Consider the following 19599-nt stretch of genomic DNA (forward strand, 5'->3'; position numbering starts at 1 on the left):
GGAACGCGCAACTCGCCCAACCGGAACGCGCAACTCGCGCGGCGGGAACGCGCAACTCGCGCGCATGCAACGTGCGACTCGCGAGTTAGGCTTGGGATCGTTTTTGGCGCTGGGTGTATTCGCGCATTCGGTTGGGGTAACCGACCTTCGCCACCTCGTACACCGGGATCCCGCGCTTGCGGCCGAAGTTCTGCGCCGCATCGAGACTGCCGATCCGGCGGCGGGTCCACTCGCCGTCGTGTGCGATCAGGACCACCGTGGTTTCGGTCACGGTCGTGCGAGGTTCCACATAGGCCTCGACCCCGTGCCGCGCCGCGGCCCAGGCATCGAGGTGCCGCGTGTCACGCTCACTGGCCCCGCGCAACGTGCCTGCCCTGCGTTTCCGGCGCAGCGAGTCGAACAGGCCCACCGCCGACCACCCCTCTCCGCGTTCTCACCAGTCATTATCCCGGCTCGGGAGAATGCGCCGAGTAACACACCCGGCTACCTCGCAACTGGGAAGTCCGTAGTGACAAGATGATGAGGGTTCGGACGTAATACGACGTTGAACCCATGCGGAACGAGCATCGCCGACGAGCTCTTCGAGGAGAAGTCAAGTGACCGACGCTGGCGCCGACCTGGTGATCCTTGGTGGCGGATCAGGCGGCTACGCCGCGGCCTTCCGGGCCGCCGAGCTGGGCCTGTCCGTGACACTGATCGAGAAGGACAAGCTGGGCGGGACATGCCTGCATCGCGGCTGCATCCCGACGAAAGCCCTGCTGCACGCCGCGGAGGTCGCCGACTCGGCGCGTGACGGCGAGCAGTTCGGGGTGAAGACGGTCCTCGAGGGCATCGACATCGCGGGCGTCAACAAGTACAAGGACCAGATCATCGCGCGGCTCTACAAAGGACTGCAGGGTCTCGCCGCGGCGCACAAGGTCAACCTGGTCGAGGGCACCGGTACCTACGTCGGTGGCACCACCGTCGAGGTCGACGGCCGCCGCCACACCGGCAAGAACCTGCTGCTGGCCACCGGCTCGTACTCGAGGACGCTGCCCGGGCTGGAGCTGGGCGGGCGGATCATCGCGAGCGAGGACGCGCTGTCGCTGGACTACATCCCGGAGAAGGTCGTCGTGCTCGGCGGCGGCGTGATCGGGGTCGAGTTCGCCAGCGTGTGGGCCTCCTTCGGGGTGGACGTGACGATCGTCGAAGCGCTGCCGCGCCTGGTCCCGAACGAGGACGAGTTCGCGTCCAAGCAGCTGGAACGCGCCTTCCGCCGTCGCAAGATCGCCTTCAAGACCGGCGTGAAGTTCACCGGCGCCAAGCAGGACGACAAGGGCGTGAGCGTTTCGCTCGAATCGGGCGAGACCATCGACGCGGACCTGCTGCTGGTCGCCGTCGGCCGCGGCCCGAACACCGCGGGCCACGGCTACGAGGAGGCCGGGGTCAAGCTGGAGCGCGGGTTCGTGCTCACCGACGACCGGCTGCGCACCAACATCCCGAACGTCTACGCCGTCGGCGACATCGTGCCCGGCCTGCAGCTGGCGCACCGCGGTTTCGCCCAGGGCATCTTCGTCGCCGAGGAGATCGCGGGCCTGTCCCCGCGCCCGGTCGACGAAGCGGGCATCCCGCGCGTCACCTACTCGCACCCGGAGGTCGCCTCGGTGGGGCTGACCGAGGCGGCGGCGAAGGACAAGTACGGCGCTGGGGTCACCACGTTCACCTACGACCTCGCCGGCAACGGCAAGAGCCAGATCCTCAAGACGTCCGGCGCGGTGAAGCTGGTCAAGGCACCGGAGGGGCCGGTCGTCGGCCTGCATCTGGTGGGCGACCGTGTCGGTGAGCTCATCGGCGAGGCCCAGCTGATCTACAACTGGGAGGCGTTCCCGGAGGATGTGGCGCCGCTGATCCACGCCCACCCGACCCAGACCGAGGCTCTCGGCGAAGCACACCTTGCCCTGGCGGGCAAGCCCCTGCACGTGCACAGCTGACGTACCTCCACCAGACCAGACCACGGAAACAAAGACGTAAAGGGAGTCAGCGAACGATGGCCTACTCCGTCACACTGCCGGAGCTCGGGGAGAGCGTCACCGAGGGAACTGTCACCAGGTGGCTGAAGCAAGAGGGTGACACGGTCGCCGTCGACGAGCCGCTACTGGAGATCTCCACGGACAAGGTCGACACCGAGGTGCCCTCGCCGGTCGCCGGTGTCGTGGCGCGGATCGTCGCCAAGGAGGACGACACCGTCGAGGTCGGCGGCGAGCTCGCGGTGATCGACGACGGTTCGGGCGGTGCCGAGGCGAGTACGCCGGCGCCCGCCGAGCAGGCGCAGCCGGAACCCGAGCCGGAACCCGAGCCGCAGGCGGCGCAGGGTTCGCCGGAGGTCGGTGACGCGCCGAAGCCGACCGCGCAGCCGGCGCCGGGTGGTTCCGCGCAGGGCACCCCGGTGACCTTGCCGGAGCTGGGCGAGAGCGTCACCGAGGGCACGGTCACCCGCTGGCTCAAGCAGGTCGGTGACACGGTCGCGGTCGACGAACCGCTGCTGGAGATCTCGACGGACAAGGTCGACACCGAGGTGCCTTCGCCGGTCGCCGGCACGGTGCTGGAGATCAGCGTCGGTGAGGACGAGACGGTCGAGGTCGGCGGGCAGCTCGCTGTCATCGGCGACGCCTCCGCCGCGCCCGCGCAGCAGGAGCAGCCGAAGCAGCCCGAGCCGCAGCAGCAGAAGGCGCCGGAACCGGAGGCGCCCAAGGCCGCGCCGAAGCCGGAGCCCACGCCCGCACCGGCTCAGCAGCCCGCCGCGCAGGCACCCGCCCCGCAGGCACCGGCGCCGAAGCCGGCGGCCGAGCCGCAGGACAACGGCAGCGGCCCGTATGTCACTCCGCTGGTGCGCAAGCTCGCCACCGAGCACGGCATCGACCTGACCTCGCTGACCGGCAGCGGGGTCGGCGGCCGGATCCGCAAGCAGGACGTGCTCGCGGCGGCCGAGGCCAAGCAGCAGCAGGCCGCGCCCGCTCCGGCCGCAGCCGCCCCGGCGGTGCAGCGTCCGAGCGCCCCGGCCGCCGCGGCGTCGCCGGAGCTGGCCGCGCTGCGTGGCACGGTGCAGAAGGCCAGCCGGATCCGTCAGGTCATCGCGCAGCGCACCCGCGAGTCGCTGCAGACCTCGGCCCAGCTGACCCAGGTGTTCGAGGTGGATGTCACCAAGGTCGCGCGGCTGCGCCAGCAGGCCAAGGCGTCCTTTGCCGAGCGTGAGGGCGTCAAGCTGACGTTCCTGCCGTTCTTCGCGAAGGCGACGGTCGAGGCGCTCAAGCAGCATCCGAACGTCAACGCGTACCTCAACGAGGAAACCAAGGAGATCACCTACTTCGGCGAGGAGCACCTCGCGGTCGCGGTGGACACCGAGCGGGGCCTGATCTCGCCGGTGATCCACAACGCCGGTGAGCTGAACCTGGCGGGCCTCGCCCGCGGGATCGCCGACATCGCGGCGCGCACGCGGAACAACAAGATCAAGCCGGACGAGCTGTCGGGCGGCACCTTCACGGTGACCAACCTCGGCAGCAACGGCGCGTTGTTCGACACGCCGATCATCAACCAGCCGCAGTCCGGGATCCTGGGCGTCGGCGCGGTGGTGAAGCGGCCGGTCGTGGTGACCGACGCCGACGGGCAGGACACGATCGCGATCCGGTCGATGGCCTACCTGGCGCTGACGTACGACCACCGGCTCATCGACGGTGCCGACGCCGGGCGGTTCCTGACCACGATCAAGCACCGCCTCGAAGAAGGCCACTTCGAGGACGAACTCGGGCTCTAGGCAAGGAAAGGGGCCGCTTCGCGACAGTGTTTCGCGAAGCGGCCCCTGCTTGTTGCGGCTTAAGGTGAACCCATGCGTGTCCTGGTCGCGGGTTCCCGCGGGCTCATCGGTAACGCCCTTGTCGAGGCGCTGAACGACGCCGGGCACGAGGTACGCCGGCTCGTGCGCGGCAACGGGGAGTACAGCTGGGATCCGCCGGCCGGGCGCATCGACGACAACGCGCTCAAGGGCGTGGACGCGGTGGTGAACCTGTGCGGTTCGACGATGGTGACGCGGTGGAGCGCGGCGCGGAAACAGCTGATCGCCGACAGCCGGATCGAGCCGACGGAGGTGCTCGCCGAAGCGGTCGCTGAACACGGGATTCCCGTGCTGCTCAACGCTTCCGGGGTGAACTACTACGGTGACTGCGGCGCGATCGTGGTCGACGAGAGCACCCCGGTCGGCGAGGGTTTCCTGGCCCATCTGTGCGAAACGTGGGAAGCCGCGACAGCTCCCGCGGCACGCGCCGGAGCGCGGGTCGTCTCCGTGCGAACGGGCCTCGTGCTCAGTCGCCGCGGCGGGTTGCTGGGGCCACTGAAACCGCTCTTCCGCCTCGGCTTGGGTGGCCGGCTCGGCAACGGCGCGCAGTACCAGTCGTGGATCGCCGAGCGGGACGAGATCGGGGCGATCCGGTTCCTGCTGGAGCACGACAGTGTGGCCGGTCCGGTCAACCTCACCGGACCGGAGCCGGTGACCAATACGGAGTTCACCCGTGCGCTCGGTCGTGCGCTGCACCGACCGGCACCGTGGTGGGTGCCCGGTCCGGCGCTGCGGCTCGCCCTCGGCGAGGCCGCGGACGACATGGTGCTGGCGTCCGTCCGCGCGGTGCCCACGGTGCTGCGGCAGGCGGGTTACCGGTTCGAACATTCCACTGTGGACTCCGCACTGGCGGCCGCACAGTGATCCGCTGGCCGGTGACCGGCGTGCTGTTCCTCGGCCTGTTCGTCGCGCTCGGTCTCGCCGTCGCGAAGCAACCGCTGGGCATCGATCTGACGGTGACCGGCGCGTTCCAGGGGTTGTGGCGCGGCACTTTCGGCAACCTGACGAAGATCGTGAGCGACCTGCTCGGCCTCGTGCTGCCGGCCGCCGCGGTGGCCGGCCTGCTCGTGGGCGCGATCCTGGCGTGGTACCGGGGACTGCGCCGGGAGGCCTTGATCGTCGTGCGGGTACTCGTTGTCTATGGCGCGGCGCGGCTGACGAGCTGGCTGGGGAAGCCGATCTTCGTGCGGGAACGGCCGCGTGCGTACGCCGAGTTCAGCTATCCCAGCGGGCATGTGGTGGCGATCGCGAGTACCGCGCTCGCGGCGACGTTGCTGTGCCGGTGGCTCGCCCCGGCGCTGACAAGGCGGGTGGCGGTCGGATCGGGCCTGTTGACGGTGCTCGTCGCGCTGACCAGGCTGGTTCTGGGCGTGCACTGGCTGTCGGACACGGTCGGTGCGGTGCTGGGTGTGCTGGGTGTCGGTTTGCTTGCTGCCGCTGTGGTGCGGCTCCTACCGGGACCCGTCCCTGAACGGCGTAGCCTGCCTTTGTGAGCGTTTCCTCTTGCCGCGCCGGCACCGAACCGGTTGACGTCCGCACCATCGGTGTCATCGACTACCTCGAAGCCTGGGAACTGCAGCGCACCCACCTGAACGCCAGAGCCGATGGCTCGGCGCCGGACACCATGTTGCTGCTGGAGCACCCGTCGGTCTACACGGCGGGCAAGCGGACCGAGCCGGAGGACCGGCCGGTGGACGGCACCCCGGTCATCGACGTGGACCGCGGCGGCAAAATCACCTGGCACGGGCCGGGTCAGCTCGTCGGGTACCCGATCATCAAACTCGGTGACCCCATTGATGTCGTGCACTACGTTCGGCGGCTGGAAGAGGCACTGATCAAGGTGTGCGACCAGTTCGGCGTGCACACCGGCCGGGTCGAAGGCCGCAGCGGCGTGTGGGTCCCGGCCGATGACCGTGGACCGGAACGCAAGATCGCCGCGATCGGCATCCGGGTCCAGCGGGGCGTCACCATGCACGGGTTCGAGCTCAACTGCAACGCTGATTTGGGCGCATTCGACAAAATCGTGCCGTGCGGCATCCGCGATGCGGGTGTGACGTCGCTGTCCTACGAACTGGAGCGGGACGTCACGGTGGCGGAGGCACTCCCCCTGGCACGCGACGCGGTCTTGGCGGCGCTTGACGGCGAACTGGCCGTGAGCGACGACCGCTGGCTGCCGCGCCCGGCGGCACCGGAAGCGGCCGGAGTGACTTTCGCCCTGCAGGGCTGAAATCGAAGGACGCCAGCCGCCGGCCGTGGGCGAAAGCCGAAGGGGCCCAACGCCCATACCCACGCTGGAACGAGGGCGCCCAGCGCCCGGACACCCGCCAGAGCCCGAAGGGCATCGCGCGAAGCACGACCAAAAAGAATGCCTCGCCGGCGGGCTGGCTCCGGGACAACTGGCCCAACGGGACCTCGTCAGTCCAATTTGGACATCACTTCGGCTGCGATCAGTTCCAAGTGGCCCAGGTCCGACAAGTCCAGTACCTGCAGGTAGATCCTGCTGATTCCGGCTTGCTCGCGTAGCACGCCGATCTTGTCCAGTACCTCCGCCGGTGTGCCGGCCAGGCCGTCGCGCTTGAGTTGGTCGACGTCCCGGCTGATTGTCGCAGCGCGGCGGGCTACCTCGGCGTCGGTGGCGCCGATCGCGACGGTTTGGGCTATCGAGCGGGTGATTTCCTTGGGATCGCGGCCGGCCGCGCGTGCGGCTGCGTCGACCAGTTCGAGTTGGGCGACGGCGCCTTCGGGGTCCCGGAACGCAACGTTGAACTCGTCGGCGTAGCGGGCGGCGAGCGCTGGGGTGCGCTTCTTGCCCCCGCCGCCGATGATCACCGGTGGCCGCGGGCGCTGCGCCGGCTTCGGTAGCCCGGGGGCGTCCACGAGCTGGAAATGCTTACCGGAGAAGCTGAACGTCTCCCCCTCCGGAGTTTCCCAGAGGCCGGTGATGATCGCGAGCTGCTCTTCGTACCGGTCGAATCGTTCCTTCAACGGGGGCAGGTCGAAACCATAAGCCTGATGTTCGGCCTCGTACCAGCCCGAACCGAAGCCGAATTCGACCCGCCCGCCTGACATCTGGTCCACCTGGGCCACCGAGATCGCGAGCAGCGATGGGTGCCGGAAGGTCGCCGCCGTGACCAGGGTGCCGAGCCGGATCCGGGACGTCTCGCGGGCGATCGCGCCGAGCGTCACCCAGGAGTCCGTGGGGCCGGGCAGACCGGAAACGCCGCCCATGCTGAGAAAATGGTCGGATCGGAAGAACGCGTCGAAACCCGTTTCTTCGGCTTTCTGCGCCACACGCAAAAGGTCGTCATAGGTGGCCCCTTGCTGGGGCTCAGTGAAGATCCGTAAGTCCACGGCCCCACAGTACTCAGTTCCGCCGCACCCGAGTGAGCAGCTGAGTGATCACCGTCTCGACCTGAGCACCGACCTTCTTCGGGTCGGGCGAGCTCGCGATTTCCGTTGCGGCGGCGGACAAAGCGCCGAAAAGCAGCCGTGCGGTGATCTCCACCGGCACGTTGTCCACCTCACCTGCTTCGATGAGATCTTCGAGGCTGGAGCGGATCAGACCGAAGCTCGCCCTGTCCTCCGCCTCGCGCCAGCGTTCCCAGCCCATGACCACGGGCGCCTCGTGAATGGCGATGCGCTGATAGGCCGGGTCGAGACAGCTGGAAATGAATTCCCGCAACCCGCCCAGCGCCCGTTCCCACGCCGCCTGCGGGCCGTTCATGATTTCTTCGAGCCGCCCGAAAACCCCGCTTTCCACCTGTGCGAACGCGGCTTCGAAGAGCGCCTGCTTGCCGCTGAAATGGTGGTAGAGCGCGCCTTTCGTCACCCTTGCCCGCTTGGCTACCTCGTCCAGCGACGTGCCCGCATACCCGCGTTTGGTGAACAGTTCGACGGCGCTGTCCACCAGCGCGGATCGCGTGGACTCCGAATAGTCGAGCCGCCTGGACCGCATTGTCGCCACCGCCACAGCTTACGCCAGGGCATAGCTTCACATACTCGTGGTATGTTCGCTGACGTCGGTGACATACCGACAGTATGCGGAAAACCCGCAGTATGCAGTGGGTCACAGAAGGGGAAAGACCCATGGGCTGGAACGACTTCTACCAACGACGAGATATCGCCGACGCGGTTTTGCGACAGGCTGCGCGCGATCCACAGGCGCCCTTGCCGTTCGCCGGAATCCCGGGCGCGACCGAGGTTTTCGGCGACGAGGAGCAGCTGTTGCTCGCCCTCCAGCACCGCTGGAACCGGCTGCTCAGCGGCTATCTGCGCACTGAGTTCGAGGGCGAGACCACCGACCACGTCGAGGCCGTCACGCGCGCATGGCGCCGGGCGGTGCGCGCGAACCGCACCCTGCGCGCGGTGCTGGACGCGCATGTCGCGGACTATCCGGCGCCGCGCCGGATGCACGAGGCCGAGCAGCGCATGCTGGCCGTCGCGGCAGGCATGGCCGACCCTGGCGAGCCGGCCGAGGAACTGACAAAAGTCGGCGCCGCTGTCACCGCGCTACTGCGGCACGGTCCCGGCCTCGAAGCACCGCGGCGCACTCCGCTGGGCCAGCTGCTGAAGATGCTCGCGCCCACGGCGTAGCTGTAGTTAACCCCGCCCGTCACCCGACCGCCGCCCCTCATCGAGACGCTTCGCGCCGCTCTAACATCCATCTATGTCGAAGTGGACGGAAGCCGACATCCCGGACCAGTCCGGGCGCACGGCACTGATCACCGGCGCTAATTCGGGACTCGGCCTGCAGAGCGCGAAAGTCCTCGCGGCCAAGGGAGCGCGGGTGCTGCTCGCCTGCCGCTCCGCCGGACGTGGTGAACAGGCACTGCGCGCCGTCAAGGCTGTCGCGGCCGTCGAGCCGGAGCTGATCCGGCTCGACCTCGCCGACCTCGCCTCCGTCCGCCGGGCCGCTACCGAGGTGCGGGAACTGAGCGGCGACAGCCTCGACATCCTGATGAACAACGCCGGGCTCATCGCCGCGGCGCGCGCCCGCACCAAGGACGGGTTCGAGCTGCAGTTCGGCACGAACCACCTCGGGCACGCCGCGCTGACCTGGCTACTGATGCCGGCCCTGCGTGGTGGTACGTCCGCCAGGGTGGTGACGCTGACCAGCATCGGCGCCGCCGGCGTGCAGCTCGACTTCGACGACCCCGGCTACGAGCGCCGACCCTTCAACCCCGCGGCCACCTACGGCCGCTCCAAGCTGGCCAACCAGGTGTTCGCGCTCGAGCTCGACCGGCGGCTGCGCACGGCGCAGGTCGACATCTCCAGCGTCGTGGCCGCGCCTGGGTACGCGGCGACCGAGCTGGTCCCGACGATGGCGAAGTCGTACCCCTGGCCCCTCGGCGCCCTGCTCGGCGGCGCGAGCAAGCTCGGCGACCTGCTGATCGCGCAGACCGTGCGAACCGGCGCACTGCCGCAGCTGTACGCGGCCGCCGCACCGGGCGTCAACGGCGGCGACTACGTGGCCCCGGCCCTGCTGCAGATGTGGGGTCAGCCCCGGTTCGTCACGCCGGTGGCAACCGCTCTCGATCACGCGACGGGCATCGCGTTGTGGGAGCTCACCGCGAAGTTGACGGGCGTCACGCCGGACCCGGACTGAGGGCGCGGAAGCGTACTCTGGCTCAGGTGAGTGTCGTGCCTGAAGGTCGGAAGCTGCTGCGGCTCGAAGTTCGTAACGCCGAGACGCCGATCGAGAAGAAGCCGTCCTGGATCAAGACCCGCGCGAAGATGGGCCCCGAGTTCACCGAGCTCAAAGGTCTGGTCCGCCGTGAGGGTCTGCACACCGTGTGTGAGGAGGCCGGCTGTCCCAACATCTACGAATGCTGGGAAGACCGCGAAGCGACCTTCCTCATCGGCGGCGACCAGTGCACCCGACGCTGTGACTTCTGCCAGATCGACACCGGCAAGCCCGCCGCGCTGGACCGCGAGGAGCCGCGCCGCGTCGCCGAAAGCGTGCAGGCGATGGGGCTGCGCTACTCGACCGTCACCGGCGTCGCCCGCGATGACTTGAAGGACGGTGGCGCGTGGCTGTACGCGGAGACCGTGCGCCAGATCCACGCGCTCAACCCCGGCACCGGCGTCGAGCTGCTGATCCCCGACTTCAACGCCGAGCCCGCGCAGCTGGCTGAGGTGTTCGGCGCGCGGCCCGAGGTGCTCGCGCACAACGTCGAGACCGTGCCGCGGATCTTCAAGCGGATCCGCCCCGGTTTCCGGTATGCGCGCTCGCTCGAGGTCATCACGAAGGCGCGCGAGGCCGGGCTGGTGACGAAGTCGAACCTGATCCTCGGCATGGGCGAGACGCCGGACGAGGTCGAGCCCGCGATGCGTGACCTGGTGAACGCCGGCTGCGAGATCCTGACGATCACCCAGTACCTGCGCCCGTCGGTGCGGCACCATCCGGTGGACCGCTGGGTCAAGCCCGAGGAGTTCGTGGAGCATTCGCAGGTGGCCGAGTCGCTGGGGTTCGCCGGGGTGATGGCGGGTCCGCTGGTGCGCTCGTCGTACCGCGCGGGCCGGCTGTACGCGCAGACGAAGCAGCACCGTGGTGAGCCGCTGCCGTCGAATCTCGCCCACCTGGCCGAGGCCGGGCCCGCCGCGCAGGAGGCCGCGAGCCTGCTGACTCGCTGAATTCAGGGTTCGCCCCTGATGCCACTCCCCCACCGGCCGCGCTAGGTTGAGGCCAACGCGACAAAACGGACAGGGGAGCGAGCGTGGTCACCGACATCCTGAACTGGCTGCAGAGCCTTCCGCAGCCGGCGCTCGTCGGCGCCACCGGCCTGCTGGTGTTTCTGGAATGCACCATCGGGCTGGGCTTTCTCGCGCCCGGCGAATCGGGTCTGCTGGTGGCCGCGACGACGGCGCACACCGTGCCGCGGTTCTTGATCCTCTGGGGCGTGGTCACCGTGTGCGCCACCTTGGGCGACACGATCGGCTTCGCCATCGGGCGGCGGTGGGGGCCGCGGCTGCGCGAGACGAAACTGATCCAGAACCACGGAGTGGACGCGTGGGACAGGGCGACCGGCATCCTGCACCGGCGCGGCGCGCTGGCGGTGTTCTTCGCCCGTTTCCTGCCCGTGATCCGGACCTTGATGCCGGCCGCCGCCGGCACTTCCGGCCTGCCGTTCCGGAAGTTCCTGCCCGCCTCGTTCGCCGGCGCGCTGTCGTGGTCGGCGCTGCACATCAGCATCGGGGTGGCGCTCGGTGAGGCCGCGAAGAAAATCGAAGGCGCGATGAGCACGGGCGGGTTCATCATCCTGGCCGTGCTCGCCGCCGTCGGGGTGTTCTTCTTCTTGCGGTGGCGCAAAAAGCGCGCCGCGACGCCGAAGGAAGAGACGGACTCGACGGTTTAGCGGACCAGCTCGATCAGCGCCCGCGCGGCTTCCTCGTCCAGTAACGCATGCGCGCCATAGCCTGCCGCCGATGTGGGGGCCGGGCGGCGCGGGGCGGCGTGCAGGTCGCGGACCCCGGTCTCTTCCGCGACAGCAAGGGCACTACCAATCCGACCGAAAGTAGGCGGATACGGTCCGCGGCCGACCTGCTCGTGGAAACCCGTTCCGCCGTGGCTGCCGTCGGATTGGTAACGAACGGCACAGTGTGGCCGGATACCACCGCAGGCCATCACCGCGAGCCGGTCGCCGGCCGCGGCGACCATGTGCCGTAGCACCGGGATGCCGTCCTCCGCACGTGGCGCGCCGCCGGAGGACAGCACGCGGTGGACACCGAGGGACGCCGCGACTTCAACCGCCGCAACGGGATCGCGGCAGACGTCGATCGCGCGGTGGATCGTCACCGGGAGGCCGGCGGCGGCGATCAGGTCCGCCAGCACCGCGGTATCCAGCTCATCCCGTGCGGTCAGCGCCCCGACGACGACACCCGCCGCGCCAGAGCGCACCGCGTGCCGGACATGGGTCAGCATGGCGTCCACTTCGGACGGTGAGTACGCGAAATCGCCTTCCCGCGGGCGGATCAGGACATGCACCTCCGCGCGGTGACATCGCGCGAGCGTCGCCGCGAGCAGGCCAGGCCCCGGGGTCAGCCCGCCGAGCGCGCCCGCGCAACACAGCTCGATCCGGTCCGCGCCCAGCTTGTCCGCCACGACCGCGCTCTCGACGGTGTCGGTACTCAACTCGATCCGCACAGCGCCCGATCATAGAAGCACCCGCCGGTGCACGGATTGTTCCGCCGACGCACCGGAACGCCAGTCCGCGATCCACGGGCCCGTGCCCTCACTCGGGTCGAAAACGCCGTCCTCCAGCCATTCGTACCGTCCATTGAGGACACCCACGGTGAGCTCACGCGCCTCGTCGTCGGCGTTGTCCCACAACGCGTCGAACAGCGACTCGATCCGCAACCGCGACTGGCGGCAGAACACGTCCGCCAGTTCCCGTGCACTGTCGGTACCTTCCCGCTCAGCCCGCACACAGCTCGCGGACATCGCGAACAGCTCGGCGCCGATGTCGACGATCCGGCCGAGGAAACCTTGCCGCCTCTCCAAACCCGCCTGCCAGCGCGCCATCCCGTAGAACGTCGAACGCGCGAGTTTCCGCGCCGTCCGGTCGATGTAACGCAGGTGCGGGGCGAGGACCCCGAACTCGTGGAACGAGGTGGGCACGTTGCCCTTACCGGTCACCAGCCGCGGCAACCATTTCGCGTAGAAACCACTCGCCTTGGCCGCCGCTTTCGCTTTGTCCCGTGGTGAAGCGTCGGCGTCGGCCAGCGCGCCCGCGGCCGCCAGATGGGCGTCGACCGCCTCCCGCGCGATGAGCAGCTGCATGATTTCCGTGGACCCTTCGAAGATCCGGTTGATGCGCAGGTCCCGCACCAGCTGCTCGACACCCACCGCCCGCTCCCCGCGCGCGGCGAGCGACGCGGCCGTCTCGTATCCGCGGCCGCCGCGGATCTGGAGCAGCTCGTCGGCTACGCGGCACGACATCTCGCTCGTCCACAGTTTCGCCAGCGCCGCCTCGATGCGGATGTCGTTGCGTCCCTCGTCACTCAGGTGCGCGGCCAGCTCCTGCACGCTGTCCATCGCGAACGTGGTCGCGGCGATGAACGAGATCTTGTTGGCCACCGCGGCGTGCTCGCCGATCGGCTTGCCCCACTGAACGCGCGCGGCCGACCACTCGCGCGCGATCTTCACGCACCATTTGCCCGCCCCGGCACACATCGACGGGATCGACAGGCGGCCGGTGTTCAGCGTGGCGAGCGCGATCTTGAGCCCCTTACCTTCGCCGCCGACGACATTTTCCTTGGGCACACGCACTTTGTGGAAACGCGTGACGCCGTTTTCGATGCCACGCAGGCCCATGAACACGTTGCGCCGCTCGACCGTGATGCCCGGACTGTCCATCTCCACGATGAACGCCGTCACGCCACCACGATGCCCCTCGGACTCCGGGACCCGTGCCATTACGACGACCAGCTCGGCCACGACCCCGTTGGTAGTCCACAATTTGACGCCGTCCAGCTCGTAGGCGTCGCTGTCTTCGGTGGGCACCGCGGAGGTCGCGAGCCGTGCCGGGTCGGAGCCGACGTCGGGTTCGGTGAGCAGGAACGCCGTGATCGCACCCTGCGCGCAGCGGGGCAGGAATTTGGCCTTCTGCTCCGGTGTTCCGGCGAGCTTGAGCGGTTCGGGCACGCCGATCGACTGGTGCGCCGAGAGCAGCGCTCCGAGCGACGGATGCACCGAGCCGACCAGCATCAGCGCCCTGTTGTAGGCGACCTGCGTCAGCCCGAGACCGCCGTACTCCTCGGGAATCTTGATGCCGAAACACCCGAGCTCGGCCAGCCCTTTGACGTACTCGTCGGGGATCTGCGATTCGCGTTCGATGACGCTGCCGTCGATGGTCGCGCAGTATTCGCGCAGCCGCCGCAGGAACTCCTCGGCCTTCGCGGCGGCTTCCGGCGCGAGGCGCGGATGCGGGTGCACCAAGTCGAGCCGCAACCGGCCGAGATAGAGCTCCTTGGCGAACGAGGGCTTGTGCCAGCCGCTCTCCCGGGACTCCTCGGCAAGCGCGCGGGCCTCTCGTTCGGTCACCTTCGGTTGCGTCGTCACGGCACGCCTCCTCGACTTCGTTGTCACCACGAGTGTTACCCCCGGGTAGGGGTCGGCGAAACCCCCCGCTGGTTGCGCTACTCACGTCGAATGGCCACGCCCGCGAGCGCGGGGGACCATGGTCATCGGGAGGGAGTCCGATGTCCGATCTGACCTTGCCGCGGCCGGTCGCGTTCGTACTCGGCGGCGGCGGGAGCCTCGGCGCGATGCAAGCCGGCATGCTGGCTGCGCTCGACGAGCACGGCATCCGGCCGGATCTGGTCGCCGGCACGTCCGTCGGCTCGCTCAACGGCGCCTTCCTCGCCCACGACCCGGAGGATGCCGTGCGGCGGCTACCCGAGATCTGGACGCAGCTGACGCGGCAGGAGGCGTTCCCCGGCGGCCTGCTCAGCCAGGTGCGGACGTTGCACCACACGAAGATCAACCTGTTCCCCAACACCGGTCTCGCCACGATCCTGCGTGAGCACCTCGGCGAAGGCACCACGTTCGAAGACCTGAAACTGCCGCTCGGAGTCGTGACCACCGACGTCGACACGGCCGAGCCGCGCCTCATCCGCTCAGGCGAGCTGCTGCCGGTTTTGCTGGCGAGCGCGGCCATTCCCGGCATCTACCCGCCGGTCGAACACGAGGGCCGGCTGCTCTACGACGGCGGCCTCGTCGCGAACGTGCCGATGCGCCAAGCGCTGAGCATGGGCGCGAAATCGCTCGTCGTGCTCGACTGCGCGTTCCCCGGTCAGATCCCGTCACCGCCGCACACATTCGCCGAAGTGCTGATGTACACCGCGATGATCAGCATGCGCAACCAGGCCGTGCTCGAAGCCCCGATCGCGGCCGCGCAAGTGCCGGTCGTGTACCTGCCGGGACCGGTGCCGGTCCGGATGAGCCCGCTGGATTTCAGCCATACCGCGCAACTGCGCGCCGCCGCTTATGAAGCGGCCGCGCGATATCTCGGCGGACTCGTCGTGGACGGTCCCGGTCTTTATGGCGGGCCGGGCGTGAAGATCGTGTCAGACGGCGAGAATCGTGCGTGACACACGCCACTTTCCCGCAACAAACCACGTGGTCGGACGTCTGAGCCAGCGCGGTACTTTGAAGCCGGCCCGCTCCTGTCGACCCCACAAAAGAGACCCTGATGTTCTTGAACAAGCATTTACCTGCCGCAGGCAGATTCCGTTCCGGCGTGCTCACCGGGTTACTGGTGGGTGCACTCGCACTTTCGGCGTGCACGTCCGGCAATTCGGGCAGTAGCAACGGAAATACGGGCAACCCCGCGGCGTCGTCGAATGCGGTCTCGGCGGTGAAAGTTTCGATCGAGCCGGCCGCTGACGCCACGAACATCAGCCCTACCACCCCCATCGTCGTGAAGGCCGCGGGCGGCACCCTGACCGACGTCACCGTCACCAACTCCGCCAAGGGCACCGCGGTCAAGGGCGCCCTTTCCGCGGACAAGACCACCTGGACCTCGAGCGACGAGCTCGGCTACGGCGCGAAGTACGCGGTGGTCGCGCACGCGACCGACCCGTCGGGCAAAGCCGTTGAGCAGCAAAGCACGATCAGCACGATCGCACCGGCGAAACAGGCCAACGCGAACCTGATCCCCGCGCCTTCGTCGGTCGCGCAGACCGGTGTCGGCGTCGGCCAGCCGATCGTGTTCCAGTTCAGCTACGCGGTGAAGAACAAGGCGGCGGTGGAAAAGCAGCTGTCGGTCAAGTCGAACCCGCCGCAGCAAGGCAGCTGGTACTGGATCGACGACAAGAACGTGCACTACCGCCCGAAGGACTACTGGCAGGCGGGCACGACGCTGACGGTGGACGCGAAGATCTACGGGGTCGACTTCGGGAACGGCGTGTACGGCGCGGAAGACCGCACCGAGACCTACCACGTGCACGACTCGTGGATCGCCAAGGCGGACGGCAACACCGAGCAGATGCAGATCTTCCACAATGGACAGATGGTCAAGTCCATGCCGATCTCGATGGGCAAGGACGTCACGCCGACCCATCTTGGCGCGCACGTGATCTCGTTCAAGTCCGCGAACTACACGATGGACTCGTGCACCTACGGCGTTTGCCCGCCCGACCCCAAGGCGTACCGGTCGGTCGAGAAGTGGTCGCAACGCATCTCCAACGACGGCGAGTTCGTGCACGAGAACCCGAACAGCGTTGGCTCCCAAGGAAGTGCGAACGTGTCGCACGGCTGCATCAACCTCAACGGCGACAACGCGCAGTGGTTCTTCAACAACCTCAGCCTCGGTGACGTCGTCGAGGTGACCAACTCAGGCGGCCCACAACTGCCGGTTTGGGACCTCTATGGCGACTGGTCGCTCTCGTGGGATCAGTGGCAGAAGGGCAGTGCGCTGAGCTGACTCGACGCGCCCACGGCCGGGATCTCCACACGGAGGTCCCGGCCTTTGCTATTCCCCGACCGGATGCCCGTGCCGCGCGATGACCGTCGTCGCGACCAGTGCCGCGATGACGACCGCCGCGAGGTGCACCGGGAGCGGGGTGAAGGACATCGCGACGACGAGCACCGCGGCGACCGGGTAACCAATGGCGATCGGGCGGCATTCGTTGCGTGGCCCGACATGCAGTAGCCACACGCTCAGCAGGTACAACGCGACCGGCACGGTCAGCGCGAGTGCCGTGGGGATGCCGCCGAGGTGGCTGGCGTGCGTGTCGTAGTCGATCACCAGCTCCAGCCCGACCCCGACGGCCGCGGCGGAACTGAAGATCACGTAATGCCCGTAACCCCACACATAACCGTGCCGGAACTGGGTCAGCCGCACGTGCGGGGACTGGTCGAAATACAGCCACCACATGGAAAACACGATGACCGCGCCGACCGCCGCGACGGAGATCAGGGTGCCGGCGGAATGCCCCTCGCCCAATGCCTCCTGGAGTGCGTTGCTCGCCGCGAGCACCGACTCCCCGAGCACGATCAGCGTGAACAGCCCGTACCGCTCGCCGATGTGGTGCGGATGCCAGCTCGTCGGGTTCGCCCGTTCCGCCCACACCGGCACCAGCAGCTCGGCCGCGGCGAGCACGAGGAAGCTCGGGTAGAACCACGAGTCCGGCACCGCCAGCCGCAGCAGCCAGCCCACCTGCACGACCGTGATCCCCAGCGCGTAGCGCAGCGCAACCGCACGGTACGAGCTGTCCTGCCGGGCCGCGCGCAGCCATTGCCCGACCAGCGCGAGCCGCATCAGGACGTAACCGGCGGTGATGGTGGTGAGGTCGCCGTGCCACGCGCCGGACACTCCGGCCGCGACCACCAGCACCCCCAGGATCTGCACGAAAGTCGCGACCCGGTACGGCACGTCGTCGGTGTCGAAAGCGGACGCGAACCAGCTGAAATTGACCCAGCCCCACCAGATCGCGAAGAACACCACGAGGTACGAGGCGACGCCGTGGCCGATGTCGTGCTCGGCCAGCGAATGGTGCAGCTGAGCGCCCGCGGTGCTGACCGCGACCACGAAACACAAGTCGAACAGCAGCTCGAGCGGGGTCGACGCGCGGTGTGCCTCCGCCGGATCGCGGGCGATCATCGGCCGGTGCCACACCCGGATCGTGTGCGGGCGCGCGGGTTCGTCGGGCATCTCGGCTCCTCCGGTAACGGACACGGCGGCCGATATCCCATCACGCTCACGGCTATGGGCTCGGGTGGGCTCAGCTCCCCCTGCTGCGAGCCCACCCGAGCGGGTGCCTTCGCGCTGCCGCCGAACGGTCCCCCGCGGACGCCGACCACGGCGCCGAGAAATGAGCGTGCGTGTCCAACGGACTACTACGACTCGTCCCGCTGGTGGCCCCATCCCCGGACCGCCAACCGGACCGCCACTTTCTGTAGCGAATCCCTCGAAGTGAAGGCCCGACCAGGTTTACCCGGTCGCTCTCAGTAGCGCTACCGGATTGAGGAGAGCATCACTCAGATGGAGCAGCGTAGGTAACATCCTGTAGTCGCTCGGCCGAGCGCTGTGCTCGTCGGGCCCGGAGTTCGCCGGCGCCGAGGGCGAGCGCGATGAGCACGAACCCGGCTGAACACAGCATCGCGATCGCCAGTGACGCAGGATAGTTCCCGTGTGTCGCGGTGACCATCAAGCGGTAGACGCCGGCCAGCACGGCGGTCCCGATGGCGGTGCCGATCCGTTGGCCGGTCTGCAATGCGCCGCCCGCGACCCCGGCCATCCTGGTCGGCACGCACTCGAGGGTGAGCGTGGTGTTGGGCGCGACCACCATGCCGCCGCCGATGCCCGCGACAAGTAACGGCGCGGCCAGGACGAGGCTGGCGTTCGCGGCGGGGTCCCGCCAGGCCAGCAGGGCGACGACACCGATTCCGGTGATGACGAGACTGAGCCCGGTCACGGTGAGCTTGCGCCCCCATCGCGGAACCAGCCGGCCCGCGAGCGGCGCCGACACAGCGGATCCCAGCGCGAACGGCGTCACCGAGAGGCCGGATTGCAACGGAGAGTAGCCGAGGCCCTGCTGAAAGAACAGGGCGAACACGAGCCAGATCCCCGCGAAGCCCGAGAAGTAGACGGCGCCGAGCGCGGCACCCGACGCGTAGCCGGGGGTCGAGGTGAACAGACGGATGTCGATCAGCGGGGACCGTTCGTGACGGACGACGCGGTGTTCCCACCACACGAACGCGACGCCAGGGATGAGCGCGGCCGGGAAGAGCCACCAGAGTCGGCGCAGACCGTCCTGTTCGGACTCGACCAGCGGGAGCAGCACGGCGAGCACGGCCAGGCCCAGCAGGAGGATGCCGGCGAAATCGATCTCGGACCGGAGTTCGGTGCGGCGGCCGGCTTTCGCGGGGACCAGCCGCATGGCGAGGATGAAGGCGACGGCGCCGATGGGAACGTTGACGTAGAACACCCAGCGCCAGCCGTCCTGTTCGCCGAACAGGGCGAGGATCACGCCGCCGAGCACCGGCCCGATCGCGGTCGAGATGCCGACGACGGCGCCGAACATGCCGAACGCGCGGCCACGTTCGGCGCCGCGGAAGAGATCCTGGATGAGGCCGGAGTTCTGGGGCGTGAGCAGCCCGGCGGCGCAGCCTTGGAGGAGGCGTCCGACCACGAGGACGACGTCATTGGGGGCGGCGCCGGACAGTGCACTGGTGGCGACGAAGGCGGCGAGCGCGATCAGGAACATCCGGCGCCGCCCGATCGCGTCCCCGAGGCGACCACCGGAGACGAGCACGAGGCCGAAGGTGAGGGCATATCCGGAAACGACCCACTGCACAGTGCCCGCGCCCGCACCGATGCCGCGCTGGATCGACGGGAGCGCGACGTTGACGATGCTGACGTCGAGGAGCGTCATGAAACCGGCGGTCAAAGTGACCGCAAGCGCCTTCCAACGCCGGGGGTCCGGGGTGTAGTCGCTCACTTAGCCATGGTGGCGCAGCCGGGGTCGGCGCGCTTCGCGGCTTTCGGGCCCGGGTGGGGTGGCGCGCTGGGTGCGATGGGGTGGCGGCCGGGCAGGGCCCGACCAGTGGGCCCGGACGAGGCGGGCGCAGAACGAGGTCGCGCATCACAGGCCCGGGCGCCGGCGGTGCGGACAGCCGGCACCGGGGCGGGTGGAACGCTGGCGGCGGGCGTGCTGGGTTGAGGCGAGCGGGGCGCGACACCGAACCACGACGCGCGCAACGGTTGGCGGGCCGGCGTGAGCCGGGT

18 protein-coding genes are annotated in these 19599 nt (G+C 68.7%); 11 read left to right on the forward strand and 7 right to left on the reverse strand.

The window, feature by feature from the left end; genetic code table 11:
• Nucleotides 1-85 precede the first annotated feature (85 nt).
• The gene (locus GKO32_RS30535; RefSeq protein WP_312868820.1) at nucleotides 86-409 is read right to left on the reverse strand and encodes an oxidoreductase; all 324 of its coding nucleotides are present in this window, start codon (nucleotides 407-409) and stop codon (nucleotides 86-88) included.
• A 187-nt stretch (nucleotides 410-596) separates the two neighbouring features.
• On the opposite strand from GKO32_RS30535, the gene lpdA reads away from it, so the two are divergent.
• From lpdA to lipB, 5 genes are all read left to right on the forward strand, one after another.
• A complete protein-coding gene (lpdA, locus tag GKO32_RS30540) occupies nucleotides 597-1970 on the forward strand; it encodes a dihydrolipoyl dehydrogenase (protein WP_312868822.1) in 1374 nt (457 codons plus the stop codon).
• A 56-nt stretch (nucleotides 1971-2026) separates the two neighbouring features.
• Nucleotides 2027-3790 (forward strand): 2-oxoglutarate dehydrogenase, E2 component, dihydrolipoamide succinyltransferase, encoded by a 1764-nt coding sequence (sucB, locus tag GKO32_RS30545; protein ID WP_154760373.1) that lies wholly within the window; start codon nucleotides 2027-2029, stop codon nucleotides 3788-3790.
• Between the two features lie 72 nt (nucleotides 3791-3862).
• A complete protein-coding gene (locus GKO32_RS30550; protein ID WP_154760374.1) occupies nucleotides 3863-4732 on the forward strand; it encodes a TIGR01777 family oxidoreductase in 870 nt (289 codons plus the stop codon).
• 11 nt (nucleotides 4733-4743) lie between these two features.
• Nucleotides 4744-5361, forward strand: coding sequence for a phosphatase PAP2 family protein (locus GKO32_RS30555; RefSeq protein WP_312868824.1), 618 nt, complete (start codon nucleotides 4744-4746; stop codon nucleotides 5359-5361).
• Complete coding sequence (lipB, locus tag GKO32_RS30560; RefSeq protein ID WP_312868825.1) at nucleotides 5358-6095, forward strand: lipoyl(octanoyl) transferase LipB; 738 nt, start codon at nucleotides 5358-5360, stop codon at nucleotides 6093-6095. The genes GKO32_RS30555 and lipB overlap by 4 nt, the downstream gene beginning before the upstream one ends.
• A gap of 188 nt (nucleotides 6096-6283) precedes the next feature.
• Here lipB and GKO32_RS30565 read toward each other — a convergent pair whose 3' ends face one another.
• Nucleotides 6284-7219 carry an LLM class F420-dependent oxidoreductase gene (locus GKO32_RS30565; protein WP_312868826.1) on the reverse strand — a complete coding sequence of 312 codons (936 nt, stop codon included), beginning with the start codon at nucleotides 7217-7219 and terminating at the stop codon, nucleotides 6284-6286.
• Between the two features lie 13 nt (nucleotides 7220-7232).
• The gene (locus tag GKO32_RS30570; protein ID WP_154760389.1) at nucleotides 7233-7823 is read right to left on the reverse strand and encodes a TetR/AcrR family transcriptional regulator; all 591 of its coding nucleotides are present in this window, start codon (nucleotides 7821-7823) and stop codon (nucleotides 7233-7235) included.
• Between the two features lie 131 nt (nucleotides 7824-7954).
• Between GKO32_RS30570 and GKO32_RS30575 the strand changes: the two genes are divergently transcribed.
• The 4 genes from GKO32_RS30575 to GKO32_RS30590 all read left to right on the forward strand — a co-directional run bounded on the left by GKO32_RS30575 (nucleotide 7955) and on the right by GKO32_RS30590 (nucleotide 11223).
• A complete protein-coding gene (locus GKO32_RS30575) occupies nucleotides 7955-8461 on the forward strand; it encodes a hypothetical protein (protein WP_154760375.1) in 507 nt (168 codons plus the stop codon).
• A 73-nt stretch (nucleotides 8462-8534) separates the two neighbouring features.
• The gene (locus GKO32_RS30580; protein ID WP_154760376.1) at nucleotides 8535-9473 is read left to right on the forward strand and encodes an oxidoreductase; all 939 of its coding nucleotides are present in this window, start codon (nucleotides 8535-8537) and stop codon (nucleotides 9471-9473) included.
• 26 nt (nucleotides 9474-9499) lie between these two features.
• Complete coding sequence (lipA, locus tag GKO32_RS30585; protein ID WP_312868827.1) at nucleotides 9500-10501, forward strand: lipoyl synthase; 1002 nt, start codon at nucleotides 9500-9502, stop codon at nucleotides 10499-10501.
• 83 nt (nucleotides 10502-10584) lie between these two features.
• Nucleotides 10585-11223: a DedA family protein gene (locus tag GKO32_RS30590; RefSeq protein WP_312868828.1), complete on the forward strand. Its 639-nt coding sequence runs from the start codon at nucleotides 10585-10587 to the stop codon at nucleotides 11221-11223.
• On the opposite strand, the gene GKO32_RS30595 is transcribed toward GKO32_RS30590, so the two are convergent.
• Together GKO32_RS30595 and GKO32_RS30600 are read right to left on the reverse strand one after the other, a co-directional pair.
• Nucleotides 11220-12011, reverse strand: coding sequence for a copper homeostasis protein CutC (locus tag GKO32_RS30595; protein ID WP_312868830.1), 792 nt, complete (start codon nucleotides 12009-12011; stop codon nucleotides 11220-11222). The two genes, GKO32_RS30590 and GKO32_RS30595, sit on opposite strands and share 4 nt — an antisense overlap.
• Nucleotides 12012-12020: 9 nt before the next feature.
• The gene (locus GKO32_RS30600) at nucleotides 12021-13928 is read right to left on the reverse strand and encodes an acyl-CoA dehydrogenase family protein (protein ID WP_312868831.1); all 1908 of its coding nucleotides are present in this window, start codon (nucleotides 13926-13928) and stop codon (nucleotides 12021-12023) included.
• 140 nt (nucleotides 13929-14068) lie between these two features.
• Between GKO32_RS30600 and GKO32_RS30605 the strand changes: the two genes are divergently transcribed.
• On the forward strand, nucleotides 14069-14959 hold the full coding sequence (locus GKO32_RS30605) for a patatin-like phospholipase family protein (protein WP_154760377.1): 891 nt from the start codon (nucleotides 14069-14071) through the stop codon (nucleotides 14957-14959).
• 107 nt (nucleotides 14960-15066) lie between these two features.
• The gene (locus GKO32_RS30610) at nucleotides 15067-16293 is read left to right on the forward strand and encodes a L,D-transpeptidase (RefSeq protein WP_376766014.1); all 1227 of its coding nucleotides are present in this window, start codon (nucleotides 15067-15069) and stop codon (nucleotides 16291-16293) included.
• A gap of 48 nt (nucleotides 16294-16341) precedes the next feature.
• Here GKO32_RS30610 and GKO32_RS30615 read toward each other — a convergent pair whose 3' ends face one another.
• Both GKO32_RS30615 and GKO32_RS30620 read right to left on the reverse strand, forming a co-directional pair.
• Nucleotides 16342-17523, reverse strand: a complete 1182-nt coding sequence (locus tag GKO32_RS30615; RefSeq protein ID WP_154760379.1) for a low temperature requirement protein A — start codon at nucleotides 17521-17523, stop codon at nucleotides 16342-16344.
• Nucleotides 17524-17845: 322 nt separating this feature from the next.
• Nucleotides 17846-19312 (reverse strand): MFS transporter, encoded by a 1467-nt coding sequence (locus GKO32_RS30620; protein ID WP_312868832.1) that lies wholly within the window; start codon nucleotides 19310-19312, stop codon nucleotides 17846-17848.
• Nucleotides 19313-19599 lie beyond the last annotated feature (287 nt).

Source organism: Amycolatopsis pithecellobii (assembly GCF_009707865.1).
Taxonomy (GTDB): Bacteria; Actinomycetota; Actinomycetes; order Mycobacteriales; family Pseudonocardiaceae; genus Amycolatopsis_E; species Amycolatopsis_E pithecellobii.